The following is a 14,571-nucleotide window of genomic DNA, read 5'->3' as shown; positions in this document are numbered from 1 at the left end:
ATTCAAGTATCATATCCTCATAATGATCATTGCCCTGGCTCAAGTCGTAAGCCAACCAGCTGACGGTCGCACCTTGGCTATTGGTGTTAGCAAGTATAAAAAAGGCGACTTTCGTGGTGCAGAGATCGCGCTGGTGAAGGCACTAAAAAACGAGCGCAAACGTTCAACTCAAGTACGCATTCTGAAGTTTTTAGCTATATCTCGTTATATGCAAGGCAAGAAGGACTTAGCCCGGAAGAACCTTAAGAAAGCACTCCAGATCTACCCCAATCTTCGCGTTCGAAAAAAGGAGCTTCTAGATGAAAGCATGTACGACATGTATAAAGAACTTAAGGCCGAGGTACTCGCAGCTCAACGACCTGCTAAGGTTCTTGTCAAAGCCAATACCAATCGAGGTTTCGTATACCGTCGCGGCAAACGGGTCGGTGTACTAGGAAAGCCTTTTCGTAGCAAGGCTGGAGTTTTGGACATTGAAATCCGCGCCAAAGGGTTTGAGCGCAAATCTCTCCGTTTAAACGTTTACCCCAAAGAAGAAAATGTCTATGTCGTTCGGCTCAGCAAAATCGATAAAAACTCTAAACCCAAGCAACCAGTGCTCATCATACCCGAGGAGAAAGACCTTGCGGTCGAAGAGTCAACGCGAAACTTTTCTAGCTCGCCAAGACCTGGAATAGCACCTGCTTCTAGTCAATCAGTGCTCGCTCCGGCACCTCAGGCTCAGGGTTACTCCTCTCAGGTTGCGGTTCCTGTTCCAGCGCCACAAGATCAGATTGAGCGAGCTCAGCCTAGCGGCCGGCGCCAGGTATCAAGCAGCTCCCGGCACAGCAAGAAAATCAACATTTTGACATTCTTTCCCTTCGGTGTCGGTCAGTTTCAAAACGGTGACAATCTACTTGGAGCAGCACTAGGAGGTGGACAAATCGCCACACTTGTTGCCTATGCGCTTTCGGTTCAGGAAGCAGACGATCTCTATGCTGAAGCCAGTGAGACCATCAATCGGGCCAACCAAGAAGGAAGCCTAGACCCTGACTTGGTGCGAGAGTATCGCGACAACGCCCAGACCTTGATTAAGGCTGAAGAAGACAAACAGGTTGTTCTCCTTACCGGTTTTGGTGTTCTCTGGGTAGGTGGCATTACCCAAGCGATTTTAGCAGCCAGTTACAGTAGCTCTTCATCATCAGTCTCGAACCACTCCCCCTCGTCGCCATTTGCATTGACAAACCAGATCGCGAGGGAAACACCACTTCAATGGACCATCTTGCCGGGAAAAAAGGGCTTCGATTTAGCTCTTCATTATCGCATACGCTTCTAATCTAGCTGCTTAGCGCTTCGCCTGCGACCAAAAATAGGCTAGTCTAGCCTCGTCGCTCACCACTGGGAAATCTCATGGATTATCAAGACTTATGCAAGCAGTACGGCATCGCACTAACCGGTGGAATCGCCTGTGGTAAATCAACTGTGGCTGGGGTCATTCGTGACCAGGGCTACCTCGTAGTCGATGCTGACCAACTCGCTCGACAGGTCGTTGCACCAGGGAGCCCTGGCCTGAAACAAATTGCAGCAAGCTTTGGCCACGAACTGATTGACGCAGACGGACAGCTCAGGAGAGCCGAGATGAGACGTGTCATCGCCTCTGACCCTAACGCGCGAAGCCGCCTTGAAGCCATTACTCACCCTCTCATTCACCAAGCCGGCTTAGTCGCTCTTACAGAGGCCGGTATCACATCATCTCCCAAGATCTGGTTTTATGAAGCCGCTTTGATTTTCGAAATCGGACGTGAGCATCAATTTCATGATGTATGGGTCGCCCACTGCCCCCATGATATTCAAATGAAACGGTTGATGACACGTGATAGTTGTTCTCAGTCAGATGCCGAAAAAATGATTGCTGCTCAATTGCCTGTTGCTGACAAAGTCGCAAAGGCAGGCCTTGCAATAGATACGGACCTTCCAATGGAAGAACTAACAGAAAATGTAAAGACATATCTCCAAGGACTTAAAAGGCAAAATCATGAGTCGTAGCAAACGTCCGTCATCATCGAAGTCAAGTTCCCGGCGCCGGAGGGGCAAAGGCAAAGGCAAATCTAGCCAACATCGCCAGGAATCCATTTTACGACAACAGTCTAAGAAATCGGTACGCCCTGCGGCAGCTGGGGTTCGAGAGCTGAGCCATGCAGACTACGAGCAAACGAAGAAAGCTCGGCAAAAGACTGAGGATCGCCTCCAACACTGGCAAGTTCGGACTGAACACATACGCCACACCCCAAAGCCTGAAAACCCACCCATGGACCCCTGGCAGCAAGAGGCTCTTGAGTCCTTGCTAAATGGTGAGCATGTTGTCGTCGATGCTCCCACGACTGCAGGCAAGACTCGGGTGGTGGAAGAGTTTTTTAAACTCAATATCCAGCGAAGTTCATTTCGAGCGTCATATACCACGCCGGTAAAAAGCCTTTCCAATGATAAGGTTCGCGAGTTCAGCGATATGTTCGGGGTCGACCAGGTAGGTATCGCCACTGGCGATATCAAGGAGAACCTCGATGCTCCCATAGTTGTCGCAACCTTGGAGTCCTATCGTAATTCACTCTTAGGCGTTGAGCCTGACCTGGGCCGCTCATTGGTTATCTTTGATGAGTATCACTTCATGCAGGACTCTAGCCGCGGCAGTGCCTGGGAGGAGGCGATCATCCTTACCCCACCTCACTGCCAGCTACTCCTCCTGTCAGCCTCAGTTGACAATGCCGAAGAATTTTGCTCATGGATTCAATCGTTAACTCATAGAACCTGCCGCCTGATTCGGACTGAAGTACGTCCAGTGCCACTAGAAGCCTTGGTTTACTTTCGCGAACAATGGCTCCTAGCTGACGAAGTCAAAAAGCTTGCACCGGCGAGTCAGAGTAAAATCTCAAGGTTTCCGTTGGAGCAAAAGGAAGTAGCTCGGCGCCTACGGTCGGTCGAGGCAATGCAGCTGACACCTTGTATCGTCTATTCCGGGCAAAGGCTAGCCTGCGAGACCATGGCCATGGAACTCTGCAAAGTCCTGGAGCCACTCCCAAAGTCTGAGTCCTTACGCATCAAGACTCTCCTAGAAACCGAATGCGAGGTGGACGAGCCAACGCGCTTTATGAAGGCCAACCTAAGAAAAATGCTTATCATGTATGGCATTGGCTACCATCATTCAGGGATCGCACCCCAGGGGCGCCGAGCTGTGGAAATATTGGTCAAGCAAGGGGCTCTCCGCTTCTGCACGGCCACCATGGGCCTTTCCATCGGCATCAATTTTTCAGTTCGCGCAACGGTGATTTCAGATTATCGGCGACCTGGGGAAGGAGGCTTCACTCAGTATAGTGTGTCAGAGGTTTTACAAATGTTGGGCCGAGCCGGTCGCCGAGGGCGCGATGCCGTCGGCTACAGCCTTTGGCCATCGGTTCAATCCTTTTACAAGCTAGGCTCTACCAAAAGGGAAGAGTGTCAGTCTCGATTGAAAAATGATCCCACAACCTTCTTAGGACTTATTGGCCGCGGCTATCGCTTGCGGGATATGGAGTCATTTTATGAGAAAAGCTTCATGGGATTTGCTCATCGTGGGCTCAACTTTAAGCTCATCAGGATCAACCCACTCAGGAAACATTTGAAGAGCGACGACTTACCCTGTAAATCGCCAGCGTTTGCGTGGGCAAAGTATCAAAAGGAGGAGCTTTCAGATTGTACGACATGCACGTTTCAAAACCCATGTCATCACTTTCTTGTGACCAAGCACCAGTCCTCACTGGCAGCACTTCATGTGCACCTGCACCAACTAAACTGCCTCAACGACGAGGAAACACTTACGAACTTGGGTCGCATCGCTCGCTTTTTTCCTCAAGGAGGCGGCCTTCTCGTAGCAACGATGATTTCAGAAGGCAACCTTTCAGAAGAGCGTTTGCTCGCTGCAGCAGAGCTCATGGCTGCCTTAAGTCTTGCGCGATTTAAGGAGCCTACTTGCCCAGAAGACTATCGATTTCCTTTTGACAAAAAAATGATTGAGAGGCGCCTTGAAGCATTCTACCCTATTGAGCTTTTCGAAGAACTCTACGATCCACCCAATAGTCGCAGAGACTACCCTGTTCTTCGAGACTTCAATCCGGCTGCAGGTTACATCGTGAGTGAATGGCTCAAAGGCTGCTCGTGGCAAGCACTTCGGCAGAAAGTCTGCCACGAAAAGTTTGCCGAAGGAGACCTTGTCGCCATAATGTATCGCACCGCAACGTACTTACAGTCGCTTTCTCAAGCAAAGATTCCCAATCTTAGTTCGTCTGCTTTACTGGTACGAAATGAAATATTGAAAGAACCACTAACACCATCGCTGCGGCGAGAAGAACTTGAAAAAAACGAAAAAAAAACTCAGCCACCACCAAGCCCACACTGAGCGTGTAGGCCCACCTTAAGTATCTTGACTCTCTGACGTTTTCCAGAAAATCCAATATAACTGGCCGTTTGGCAAAGACATAACATTGTTTATAAAGGAAAGAAAAAGGTATTTGTAATATTGACAACAGCTTGGTTTAGATATATTTAACTCTTCTGTCATCCTGAATCACTCGATTCGATCCAGTTTTCTCCCGCTTTTAGGGTTTTGTAATACTGTAAATGGGATGATCGAAAATGAAGAAAATGCTCTGCCACCGCAACTTTTCTTGTCCTTTCTCGTTTTGGCAATCTGTTTGCCGCATGTACTGTCTAATCCAATGATTTCATCACAGAATTACACTTCACCTTAGGTGGTTAGAGCTGGGGGACCCTCACAGGCCCCCCCTGTATTCTCCTCTAAAATCCTGATAATACTAAGATTCTCTATCATTCCTGAATTATTTTTTAATATCTTGCGCTCTTTACCGATCCTGCCTTTAGCAGTTGCCAAAGAAGGTTTTCATGGTGAACAAAAGAGAGTGCACATGGCTATTATTTGGAGTTCTTAGCCTCCTAGAAGCCCAACAAGTTTGGGCCTCGGAGATTGAGGGCTCGCGTATTTACCGCAGCGCTTATTACTTGGGTCGCGGTGATACAGGGATTGCGGCAGCAGACGATCACGAAGCGATATTCTATAATCCCGCGGGGCTCGCACGGGGCAAAGGCCTTTACAAAGAAACCGTATTTGCCTCTCCCACACTTGTTATTTCTAACGACACCAAAGATTTGGCCAGAAAGTATCTGGTCGAAGAAGATAATTCCGCATCAACTTTGCGAGAGCACGTTGGCAAAAACCAGCACGTGGAACTTAATAACTTTAGCGGAATTGTTTTCCGACGAGCAGCTCTGGGAGCCATGGTGAGCAGCGCGAACAATGTCCTTCTCTATAAATCTCCAGAAAACCGTGCCGTTGAGGTTCTCGATGCCGACTCCACCACGAATGTTGCAGGTACTTTCAGCATGGCTGAAGGCTTTTTCAATCAATTCTTGCTCGTCGGAACAACAATCAAATATGTGGCACAAACCTATTCTGAAGTGTCGGTTAACGTCATCGACTCGTCGAACATCTCCGATCAGCTAGGTGACTCAGCTAATCAGAGCACTTACTCGGGTTTAGGGGCAGACCTGGGCATGATGCTCCAGTGGGACGGCCGTTCACCGTTCAGCCTAGGCCTAACCATCGAGAACGTCGGTGGCCTCAAGCTTATCAGTGACACTGAAGGTGTCAATGATCGAAGCCTGCCACAAACCATCAATGCAGGTGCTGCGATCGATACAGGGACGAAATTGAGCCGACTCAAGTTCTTTCTTGATGTCCGAGACTTAAGCAACCAAGTAAGCGACAATTTTCTACTGAAAACTCATATCGGTGGCGAACTTAGTTTCGCAAACTTTTTTGGAATGACATTTGGAATCAACCAAGGATACCCCGGAGTGGGAGCGTTCGTCGACGCAGTGGTGTTCCGCACCGATATCGGGGTCTACACCCAGGAAATGGGGTCCTTCGCTGGAAGTCGCGGAGATACCCGTCTCTATCTAAGATTGGTGACAGGAATATGAGAATTCGATTAAGTTCTATGGTTGTTTTACATTTTGTTTTTGCTGTTAGCTGCGGCACAAACACGTTTGAGCAGATTGAAAGCTCGAAAGATACTGCGGAGGAAGCATCACGCGCTCTGGATGACCAGAACTACAGCAAGGCCATTAGTATTTTAGAGACAGCTCTACAAGACGAACCCAACAACTATCAGTATACGTCTCTACTAGCATCAGCCAAAGCTCAACAAGCTGGAGTAGATACCATGGATTTTGCCCTATCCATGGCGAGTTCGGGAGGCATCGCGAGCATCGTTGGTTTATTTGATGTGGTTCCTGATGCGAGCAACGAAAACATCGTGCTCATGCAAGAAGCTGTCGCCTTGATGGATAGCATTCCCCTAGCAGAGCAAATTGCTGCAGACCAGTTCAAGGCATCGATGTTTTACACATCCTTGATGACAATGCAAACCAAAGCACTGGATACCGATGGCGACGGAGTCTTATCTTCAGACGAACTAGCTGCTAACCTCAGTGAGTCCAACGCCTCAGACATTATCAACAGCATTGTGGGTGCGGAAAATGCGTTAGCAAGCTACACCGCCGAGGATGGAACGGCTACCGCAGCTAGCAATGTAAGCCAAATCAAAAGTGATATAGATAACCAAGAAGGTAGTTCGGATGCTGAGCGCCTTCGCAACTACTTAGAGGCAGCATAGAAGCCCGATTCAGCACGAATGTCGCACCTAACACAGAAAACGAGACGCGCAGAAGCAGGTCTCGTTCCTCCAGTATGCAGATTATAAAGGCGATTTTAGAAGCGCTTTACGCCAACCTTGCAGCCTGTCTCTACTGAGGCCATGATATCCTCACGAGGGATCAGCTCGATAGGCAAAGAAGCCCTTCGAATATTCGCCCGGTAGAGGATAGCCCCTCTTAGCTTGGAATAATCGAGGTCAGCGTCTTCTAGATTAGAGCCCGTGAAGTCTGCACCTTCTAAGTTTGCACTCCAGAGAGACGTTCCTCTCATATCAGCATCTCTGAAGTTAGCATCCTTCAAATTTGCATACGAAAAGTTAGCATCTCTCAGATCGCAACCGGAGAAATCTATCTTGATCAGATTAGCTTTCCTCATATCCTTGCCGCTAAGATCTTTGGTCTCAGCAAGTAGTTCAAGAACCTCTTTCCGGGTGAGAGTCACTAAATTGTCGGAACCTTTGCTCATGGGAACCCCTTGGGAAAATAACCACCATTATGGGTGCCGTGGAAAGCCATGAGTCGCTTTCTATGGCAGGCGCCATGGTTTACCATAATGGCTTGGATCAATCAATACACATAACCCATAGAGTAGCAGTTTCCTGCCTGCTTTGGGAACCCAATTCAGAAGCCTGCTCCCGAAGGGAACGGCTTCTGAACTATTCATGCTGTACTGTTTTCTAGCCTACTTTGCCATCAAGCGCGCAACGTCAAGCATCCGGTTGCTGAAGCCTGACTCATTATCGTACCAAGATAGAACCTTCACCATCTTCCCGTCGGATACGATCGTGCTAAGCCCATCAACAGTGCTTGATACGGTGGTGCCGTTGTAGTCGATGGAGACAAGAGGCTCATCGCTGAATGCAAGAACACCCTTTAGTGGGCCCTCAGCAGCCTCTTTCAAAGCCTTGTTCACATCTTCAACAGAAGTTTCTTTCTCCAGATGAACCGTCAAATCAACTAGGGAGACGTTCGCAGTAGGAACTCGAACTGCCATTCCGCTTAACTTTCCAGAAAGCTCCGGAAGAACCAAACTGATCGCTTTTGCGGCACCAGTTGAGGTTGGGATCATACTCAAACCAGCAGCGCGGGCACGACGAAGGTCTTTATGAGGGAGGTCTAATACCTTCTGATCGTTGGTGTAAGCGTGAACAGTTGTCATCTGGCCGTACTGGATACCCCAGTTGTCGTTCAGAACTTTAGCAACAGGAGCAAGACAGTTGGTGGTGCAGCTACCGTTGGAAACGATAGTGTGTTCCGAGGTAAGTTTGTCGTGGTTCACACCGTAGACAACAGTCACATCTTCACCTTTCGCCGGAGCCGAGATAAGTACCTTCTTGGCTCCTGCAGCGATATGACGCTCAGCGTCCTCTCTTTTGGTGAATAAACCTGTGCACTCAAGCACAAGATCGATATTTTTTTCTGACCAAGGGAGCTCTTTTGGGTCGCGTACGGCAGACACAGTGATTTCCTTGCCATTGACAATGATAGCACCATCTTTTGCTGTTACATCTGCATCAAGAACACCGTGCACAGAATCGTATTTCAGAAGGTGAGCGAGGGTTTTTGTGTCTGTTAGGTCGTTGATATGAGCCACTTCAACATCACCCTGACGAAGGGCCGCTCTCATAACGACTCGCCCAATGCGACCAAAACCATTTATTCCGACCCGTACTGTCATGTCCTACTCCTTCAAACGAGATATATACATAGTCAATCGCTGTTTATACTTGAGGACCAAGAAAAATGCTACTGAGTGATATCCCACCTGGTAGCAAGAATGATGAACTTTTCTCCCATTTACCGACAAAATGGCGTTATAATAGCACCTAGACGAAGGAGTTTGGAGGGCCCCCAGATGCGTGCAATTCGATTCACCCTAGCTTGCCTTTGCTGTAGCTTGTCTCAAATATCCTCTGGTATCGACAGCCAAGAGCTAAGCGAAGACGAACTATATTGGCAGGAACCGATCAGCCCGCCACTGGCTGTCACTTTTGAAGCAGACATTGGGATTCATATGACTCCTGTGGGTTTCGGAACGCAACTGGCTTTCTACCAACATCTAAGCTCCTTTTTCCAAGTGGGGCAATCATTCCAGTACTTTCGTCAAGACTCTCTAAGCGATGGAGCCCAGGATCTACACTACGGGGTTGATGCTAACATGAGAGTTGCTCCCTTTCAGGAATACATGTTTTCTCCTTTTATGCGTGTGGCTTTGGGCTACAATCAGTGGCAGAGCTTGGTACAGCAAAACGAGTCAGCACGGGCTAGCTATGACTTCGGCTTGAACATTCAGCTTACCAGTTTTTTCTCTCTTGTCCTTGTGAGGCGGGAACTTAGCTTTCTTAGTCGCGCGCCAGAGACCTACTGGGGGCAGTCGGTTAGCGGTAAAAATTTTGCTAGCAACGAAGCCATGCTCACCTTCAGCCTGGACAACCGAATGTTTTAGAATTAGCCGACCCATGCCTTTTATGCTATCCATGAAGCCTCGTGAAACCTGCAATATGAGGCTTTTGTGACAGAAAAACAGACTATCATCGCCACCATTAGTTCGAAAGCTGAGCTAGGCCCGTACACTCTATTAGAACTGAAGACACCGTCTTCGTATCTCCAAAACCCTGGCCAGTACTGCATGGCTCACTATAAGGTCGGTGAGACCGTTATCACACGACCCTATTCCATCGCCTCAGAACCTCGCGACGATCAAACATTAGAGCTGTGTGTATCTCATGCCGGAGACCCCGATACCGCCCAGGCCATCAAGAACCTAAAGGCCGGAGACACCCTTGATATTTCGCCAGCAGCAGGACGATTTGCGATCCCCGATCACGACGTTGCAGCCGTGTTTATCGCTGGGGGATCTGGAATCACACCTCTTCGCTCTATGATCCGCTGGCGCTTGCCACGAACTCAACAGGCCACTACCTTGCTTTATGGTTGCCAGAGCCCAGAGGAGGTGCCTTACCTCGAAGACTTCTTAACATTAAGTTCTCAACATCCTCATTTTACACTCAAGGTCTATGCGGACCAAAAAGGTCCTTCTGTAGGGCAGGGTCACGCTCTATCTGATCTCGATCAATACGTGGCACTAGATCAACACTACTTCCTTTGTGGCCCACCAGACATGGTTCAAGCTGCCAAGACAAGTCTCTCGGATAGTGGCATCAACGATCGCCAGATTCACACAGATCGATACTAGGCCTTTACGGCACCTTAATCACATGATATGCAGGCCGGTGGTCTGAGCCAATGTCCGATGGCTCGGCAATCCTCCGGCTGACCCAAGATACCTCGGGTGTTGCGACTAAGAGATCAATAGGGATCCATAATAAAGGCATAAAATCTGGCCAGGTAGGTGTTTGCAGAGCTTCGGTAAAATCGAAACTAAAGCCTTGGAATATGTTTTGAAAGACCGGCGACCATGGGGTGATATTCAGATCCCCCACCAAAATTGCGGGAACTTCTGCCTGCCTCAACTCTTCAGCCAGACTTTCAAGATGCTGGTTGCGCGCTAGCCAATGACTGTGACTCATCGCAGGCATGGTGTGGGCTCCCAGAATAAGAAGCTCGCGGCCTTGCCACTCCAATTTAAATTTAGCACTAGGCAGCTTGAGATGGCTGTGGTGCAAAACTTCCTTGTTACTAATCTTATGCTTACTAAGCACTTTAAAGCCAAAGTTATCACTGCGCAGATGAGTGAAGCGATAGGGGTAGATGCTAGCCAATGACGTCGTTTCTCTGTCCCAACGATGGTTGATCTCGACCATCATCACGAGATCAGCATCCTGCTTCTGAATCAAGTCACGAACACTTTCCGAGTCGTGATTTCTTCCAAGGACGTTAATGGCTAAAACTGAAAGCTTCGATCCCTCGGTATCAGCTGTTCTTACAAACCGTCTCTCTCCTACCCACCAAAAGACCAAGATCAGGCATGCGGTCGATGCTGGCAAGACAGCTTGCCCGCGACGCCCTTTGGCCAGCAATAAGCCTATTGCTAGTATGGATAGGATGAAATACTGCGTTGCGAAATGACTGAATAGATCTAGGAACCAATGGTAGCGTCCTCCCTGACCGAGGAGGGTCATGACCAAAAGGGCAAGACTCCCAGCAAACACTGGTAGCTTGCGGTGAAGCAAGCCAGCAAGCTGTACAAACCAAAGCAAGAGTCTCTTACCTCTCAAGTCTCATCGGAGGAGCTTAGAACCAATGTTTCACCATTGGCCTTAAGACCATTATACTCCGTTAAGGCAGCCCGTACATCCTTGGCCGCTTTTTTTGCTGAGCGCCGGATGCTGCGAAAATCACGTTGCAAGGCAAAAAGCGAGACTTTCCCCCGTGACTTTTCTAAGTAAGCCTTGACCCTGTCTTCAACCCGCTCCCAATTATCCCGACGATGTTGATCATAGAGCGGCGTTAAGTCCTCTGGATCAGCTAAGGTTGCTCGATAGAAACGCTTCACAAAGAACATTTCCACGACCACAACCCATGCAATCAAGCTTACCAAGGCTGCCCCTGATCCTAAAAACGGGATGGCTTCCCGAGATAGACTCGCGCTCAAATCAGACGAGGAAAGCAACCAAAAAACCAACCCTCCAAACAACCCCGAAACCAATAAGCCAAGGAGAGTTAGTTGAAGCATGAGCAACCTCTTCTTGCGCCCGTACTGAATGATTGCTTCTAAAAAGTGGCTCAGCTTTTCACTGTGATCTTCAATATAGGTTGCAAGATGATCAAGGCGGTGTTTGGGAGCTTTCAAAATATTCTGTTTCAGCTCGGCTCTTTGGTTTTGCAACAACCCTAGAAACTCTGGTGGATTCGCGTTCTCACTGGAGTAGGTGAAGTGAATGTGGGGAATATCCTTTCGCCCCGTCATCTGAGATAGATTCCAGCATAAAGTCCCATAAACGCGAAGCAGATCGTTGAGGTTTTCACACTCATCCACCCGGTTTAGAACAAATAAAACCCGATCTTCATAGGTAGACTTAGGAATTGTCTTCCTAAGACTCTCGTAAGTTTCTCTGATAGTTCCCGCCTTATGAGGATCGAAAAGAATCAAAATCAAGTCGGCAATGTTTGCAAATTCGCCGATGACTTCCTGATAGTCATAGCCGCGATCCCGTTCTGAAACACTGTCGAGCATCCCAGGAGTATCAATCAAAGCTAGGCTTTCTAAAAATGGAGACTTGACCTTTTTTAGCTTGAAGTGCGAAGCAAAGCGTTTGCCTTGTTTTTTAAGTGATGAAAATGGAAACTCGGGATCGTTGAGCAGCACCATACCGTCACGATCCTCGCGCTCATCGTCCTCATTATATGTGATGACCGTGAAGGAATCATCAGTAGGTGCCTGGCCCGTTTTTTGAACGGGCTGCCCCAGGAGTTCGTTGATCAGCGTCGACTTCCCTGATGAATAGTTTCCAAGGAGCAGGACAACGGGTCGCCATTTAATCTTCTCTTCCAGCCCTGTTTGGCTATAGCCATACTTGAGCGCCACAGGGCTCATCTTTTGCTCGACCACAGCCACCAGCTCGCGCCGGAGAGATTCGTAGTAATTTTCTTTGTAGTTCATGGGTTCCGCTCAATCAGTACTCATTGAGTCCCAACTTAGCCTTTGCCTCCGTCAATGTCATCTTTTCTTTTTTTCCGGCTGCCCCCTTACCTCCGCCGCCGGAGCCGACAAACTTATCTTTACCGTCTTTAAAAAGCACATTAAAGGTGGTCAGAGCACCATAGGCCTTGGTGATATAACCATGAAAGGAGGCTTTTTCTTCCGCTGTCAGGCTACCGCTACCATTTAGCTTCTGCTCCAAAACTCGAAGAGCATCTCGTACCGCAAGAACCTTGCGCAAAAATACGTCCATGGGAATTTCTTTCCCCTGAGTCTCGTTACCTGGCTGCAAAAGAATCGAGCCACCCTGCCATTTTTGAGCAAGCTCGACGGGCTCAGGGCTAAACTCTTCAATTATAAGTTCGCGGATGAAGTCTTTTAGGTCTTGCTGATCCATTGCAATTGCTCCTCTTGGCATTGTCTGCCTCCATTCTAAGGGGAAACCTCTGGAAAGACCAGCTAGGAACGGCTGTCGTTGACAAGCCCCAAGCCAAAGGTTAGCCTGGGCTCCATAGGAGGCAAAGTTGGCGATCTACTACAGACAAGTCGATGATATAATTATAGTTTCTGGTAAGACTTACCCATACAAAGACATTATAAAATCCTGCGGTGGACGCTTCCAAGGTGGCGACAAGGTTTGGGCGATCCCTATCAACGACGCCGCTTTGACTGAAATCAAGGCCCTTTGCAAGCGTGTCGGGGGAGGCCCACTTAAAATCCAAAGCCCTCACCAGAACAAACAGCCACAGCCAAAAGCTCCTGTTTCGGCTGACGAACCGGGCTCTGTTAAGGTAGACGGTTTATCTATTTCCGAGCTGATGACCCGGGTCCATCTTCACATACAACAGGGCTTTCCTAGAGCTGAATGGGTGATAGGCGAGATCCAAAGCCTGAGCAGGCGGCACACCGGTACCTATTTGCAGCTCGCTGACTTTAAAGAAGGCGCTTCTAAATCTGCAACTATGACCGTGAATGCTACTCTATGGCGTTCCACTCAAGAGGCCCTCAACCGCAAGCTCAAAGAGTCCCTCGATGATATACTTCAGGAGGGCATGAAGATTAGGGCTTTGGTCCAGGTGGGTTTTTACAAGGATCGCGGTTCCATTAGCCTCAACATTCTGGACATCGATCCTAACTTCACCAAAGGCGCTCTAGCGCTCGCCAGGGAGAAGCTTCTTAAGGAGCTCCGAAGCCAAGGCCTTGATCGCAAGAACAAACAGCTAGAAGGCTCCATATTTCCATTTAAGATAGGCCTCCTCAGTGCAGAAGGTTCCCGAGCCAAAAGCGATTTTCTCGACCAATTGCGAGCCTACGGATTCCCTGGCCAGGTTGCCTTTATCCCATCTCAAATGCAGGGCGAGAAAACTGTTGAGGCGGTTATCCAAGGGATAAAACGCCTGGAGCAGATGAGCTGTGACTACATTGTCATCACCCGCGGAGGCGGCAGTAACGCTGATCTAAGGTGGTTCGATGATCGTGGTATCGCTATGGCCGTTGCCCATAGCGACACCCCTATTGTTGCAGCTATTGGTCACCACGATGATATTTGTATCGCTGAGGAAATTGCATTTAGGCGGGAAAAGACTCCGACAGCGGCCGCAGACTTTATCCTATCGTGCTTTGCTACAGCCAATGAACGACTGCAACAAGGCTCCCAACGGCTTCTCGGTCTTGCCACAGAGATCCTGAATCAAAAAGCCCAGCAGCAGATCCAGCTTTCAGAATCGCTGCGCTCCTTTAGCCAAGGCTATCTGAGCCAGATGTCGGAACATATCACCTATATGTCAAGCCAAATCCAGGCTCAGTACCACCGCTCGACCCAAAGCGTGGAGGCCAAGCTCAACCAGCAGGCTCGCTCACTGGCCATGTTGAGCCAAAAGCATGTAGCGCGTCATCAGCAGTTTGCTCAGCAAGTGCGATTTTCGCTGCGAGAGCGCATTAACAGCTATATAAACACCCTAGAGAGGGGTATCGATCAAAGTCAGGGCAAGCTCAAGATCAAGGCTTTCGACTCGATCAATCGCCAAGAGCAAATGCTCCAGCAACATTATACGTTTATGGTAGCCAAGGACCCCACGCCTTGGCTCAAACAAGGCTGGACTCAGCTCGTTCAAAACCAAAAGCAAATTAAACGCATCTCTGACCTCGACCAGAGCCAGCCGCTCCAAACCAGGCTGCTCGATGGCAGGCTGCATCTGACTATTCAATCCATTGAAAAGGACATATAG

13 protein-coding genes are annotated in these 14,571 nt (G+C 48.8%); 8 read left to right on the top strand and 5 right to left on the bottom strand.

Features of this window, described 5'->3' with window-relative positions; genetic code table 11:
* Positions 1-22: 22 nt before the first annotated feature.
* From B9N89_RS11230 to B9N89_RS11210, 5 genes are all read left to right on the top strand, one after another.
* Positions 23-1,312 carry a tetratricopeptide repeat protein gene (locus B9N89_RS11230; RefSeq protein ID WP_132318387.1) on the top strand — a complete coding sequence of 430 codons (1,290 nt, stop codon included), beginning with the start codon at positions 23-25 and terminating at the stop codon, positions 1,310-1,312.
* 74 nt (positions 1,313-1,386) lie between these two features.
* On the top strand, positions 1,387-2,022 hold the full coding sequence (coaE, locus tag B9N89_RS11225; RefSeq protein ID WP_132318389.1) for a dephospho-CoA kinase: 636 nt from the start codon (positions 1,387-1,389) through the stop codon (positions 2,020-2,022).
* Complete coding sequence (locus B9N89_RS11220; RefSeq protein ID WP_132318391.1) at positions 2,012-4,405, top strand: DEAD/DEAH box helicase; 2,394 nt, start codon at positions 2,012-2,014, stop codon at positions 4,403-4,405. Before coaE ends, B9N89_RS11220 begins: the two co-directional genes overlap by 11 nt.
* A 503-nt stretch (positions 4,406-4,908) precedes the next feature.
* Positions 4,909-6,006, top strand: coding sequence for a conjugal transfer protein TraF (traF, locus tag B9N89_RS11215; RefSeq protein ID WP_132318394.1), 1,098 nt, complete (start codon positions 4,909-4,911; stop codon positions 6,004-6,006).
* Complete coding sequence (locus B9N89_RS11210) at positions 6,003-6,701, top strand: hypothetical protein (RefSeq protein ID WP_132318396.1); 699 nt, start codon at positions 6,003-6,005, stop codon at positions 6,699-6,701. Before traF ends, B9N89_RS11210 begins: the two co-directional genes overlap by 4 nt.
* Positions 6,702-6,796: 95 nt before the next feature.
* On the opposite strand, the gene B9N89_RS11205 is transcribed toward B9N89_RS11210, so the two are convergent.
* Positions 6,797-7,207: a pentapeptide repeat-containing protein gene (locus B9N89_RS11205; protein WP_132318398.1), complete on the bottom strand. Its 411-nt coding sequence runs from the start codon at positions 7,205-7,207 to the stop codon at positions 6,797-6,799.
* A 216-nt stretch (positions 7,208-7,423) separates the two neighbouring features.
* Positions 7,424-8,419, bottom strand: a complete 996-nt coding sequence (gene gap, locus B9N89_RS11200) for a type I glyceraldehyde-3-phosphate dehydrogenase (RefSeq protein WP_132318400.1) — start codon at positions 8,417-8,419, stop codon at positions 7,424-7,426.
* 177 nt (positions 8,420-8,596) lie between these two features.
* Between gap and B9N89_RS11195 the strand changes: the two genes are divergently transcribed.
* Positions 8,597-9,187 carry a hypothetical protein gene (locus tag B9N89_RS11195; protein WP_132318402.1) on the top strand — a complete coding sequence of 197 codons (591 nt, stop codon included), beginning with the start codon at positions 8,597-8,599 and terminating at the stop codon, positions 9,185-9,187.
* A gap of 66 nt (positions 9,188-9,253) precedes the next feature.
* The gene (locus B9N89_RS11190) at positions 9,254-9,937 is read left to right on the top strand and encodes a ferredoxin--NADP reductase (RefSeq protein WP_132318404.1); all 684 of its coding nucleotides are present in this window, start codon (positions 9,254-9,256) and stop codon (positions 9,935-9,937) included.
* 4 nt (positions 9,938-9,941) lie between these two features.
* Here the strand turns inward: B9N89_RS11190 and B9N89_RS11185 are convergent, their stop codons facing one another.
* The 3 genes from B9N89_RS11185 to B9N89_RS11175 are packed head-to-tail and all read right to left on the bottom strand — an operon-like array spanning position 9,942 to position 12,740.
* The gene (locus B9N89_RS11185; RefSeq protein ID WP_132318406.1) at positions 9,942-10,901 is read right to left on the bottom strand and encodes an endonuclease/exonuclease/phosphatase family protein; all 960 of its coding nucleotides are present in this window, start codon (positions 10,899-10,901) and stop codon (positions 9,942-9,944) included.
* A 14-nt stretch (positions 10,902-10,915) separates the two neighbouring features.
* On the bottom strand, positions 10,916-12,304 hold the full coding sequence (locus B9N89_RS11180) for a dynamin family protein (RefSeq protein WP_132318408.1): 1,389 nt from the start codon (positions 12,302-12,304) through the stop codon (positions 10,916-10,918).
* 13 nt (positions 12,305-12,317) lie between these two features.
* A complete protein-coding gene (locus B9N89_RS11175) occupies positions 12,318-12,740 on the bottom strand; it encodes a hypothetical protein (RefSeq protein WP_132318410.1) in 423 nt (140 codons plus the stop codon).
* Positions 12,741-12,867: 127 nt separating this feature from the next.
* Here B9N89_RS11175 and xseA point away from each other — a divergent pair, with 127 nt between their 5' ends.
* Entirely contained in the window at positions 12,868-14,571 is a 1,704-nt protein-coding gene (gene xseA / locus B9N89_RS11170) for an exodeoxyribonuclease VII large subunit (RefSeq protein WP_132318412.1), read from the top strand.

It is taken from the genome of Pseudobacteriovorax antillogorgiicola, from assembly GCF_900177345.1.
GTDB classification, from domain to species: domain Bacteria; phylum Bdellovibrionota_B; class Oligoflexia; order Oligoflexales; family Oligoflexaceae; genus Pseudobacteriovorax; species Pseudobacteriovorax antillogorgiicola.
This window is presented reverse-complemented; position numbering and strand designations above follow the sequence as displayed.

What these genes read in the sequence shown, in the direction of transcription:
- B9N89_RS11230 (WP_132318387.1), top strand. Translation starts at nt 23, where the DNA reads ATGATCATTGCCCTGGCTCAAGTCGTAAGCCAACCAGCTGACGGTCGC.
- coaE (WP_132318389.1), top strand. Translation starts at nt 1,387, where the DNA reads ATGGATTATCAAGACTTATGCAAGCAGTACGGCATCGCACTAACCGGT.
- B9N89_RS11220 (WP_132318391.1), top strand. Translation starts at nt 2,012, where the DNA reads ATGAGTCGTAGCAAACGTCCGTCATCATCGAAGTCAAGTTCCCGGCGC.
- traF (WP_132318394.1), top strand. Translation starts at nt 4,909, where the DNA reads ATGGTGAACAAAAGAGAGTGCACATGGCTATTATTTGGAGTTCTTAGC.
- B9N89_RS11210 (WP_132318396.1), top strand. Translation starts at nt 6,003, where the DNA reads ATGAGAATTCGATTAAGTTCTATGGTTGTTTTACATTTTGTTTTTGCT.
- B9N89_RS11205 (WP_132318398.1), bottom strand. Translation starts at nt 7,207, where the DNA reads ATGAGCAAAGGTTCCGACAATTTAGTGACTCTCACCCGGAAAGAGGTT.
- gap (WP_132318400.1), bottom strand. Translation starts at nt 8,419, where the DNA reads ATGACAGTACGGGTCGGAATAAATGGTTTTGGTCGCATTGGGCGAGTC.
- B9N89_RS11195 (WP_132318402.1), top strand. Translation starts at nt 8,597, where the DNA reads ATGCGTGCAATTCGATTCACCCTAGCTTGCCTTTGCTGTAGCTTGTCT.
- B9N89_RS11180 (WP_132318408.1), bottom strand. Translation starts at nt 12,304, where the DNA reads ATGAACTACAAAGAAAATTACTACGAATCTCTCCGGCGCGAGCTGGTG.
- B9N89_RS11175 (WP_132318410.1), bottom strand. Translation starts at nt 12,740, where the DNA reads ATGGATCAGCAAGACCTAAAAGACTTCATCCGCGAACTTATAATTGAA.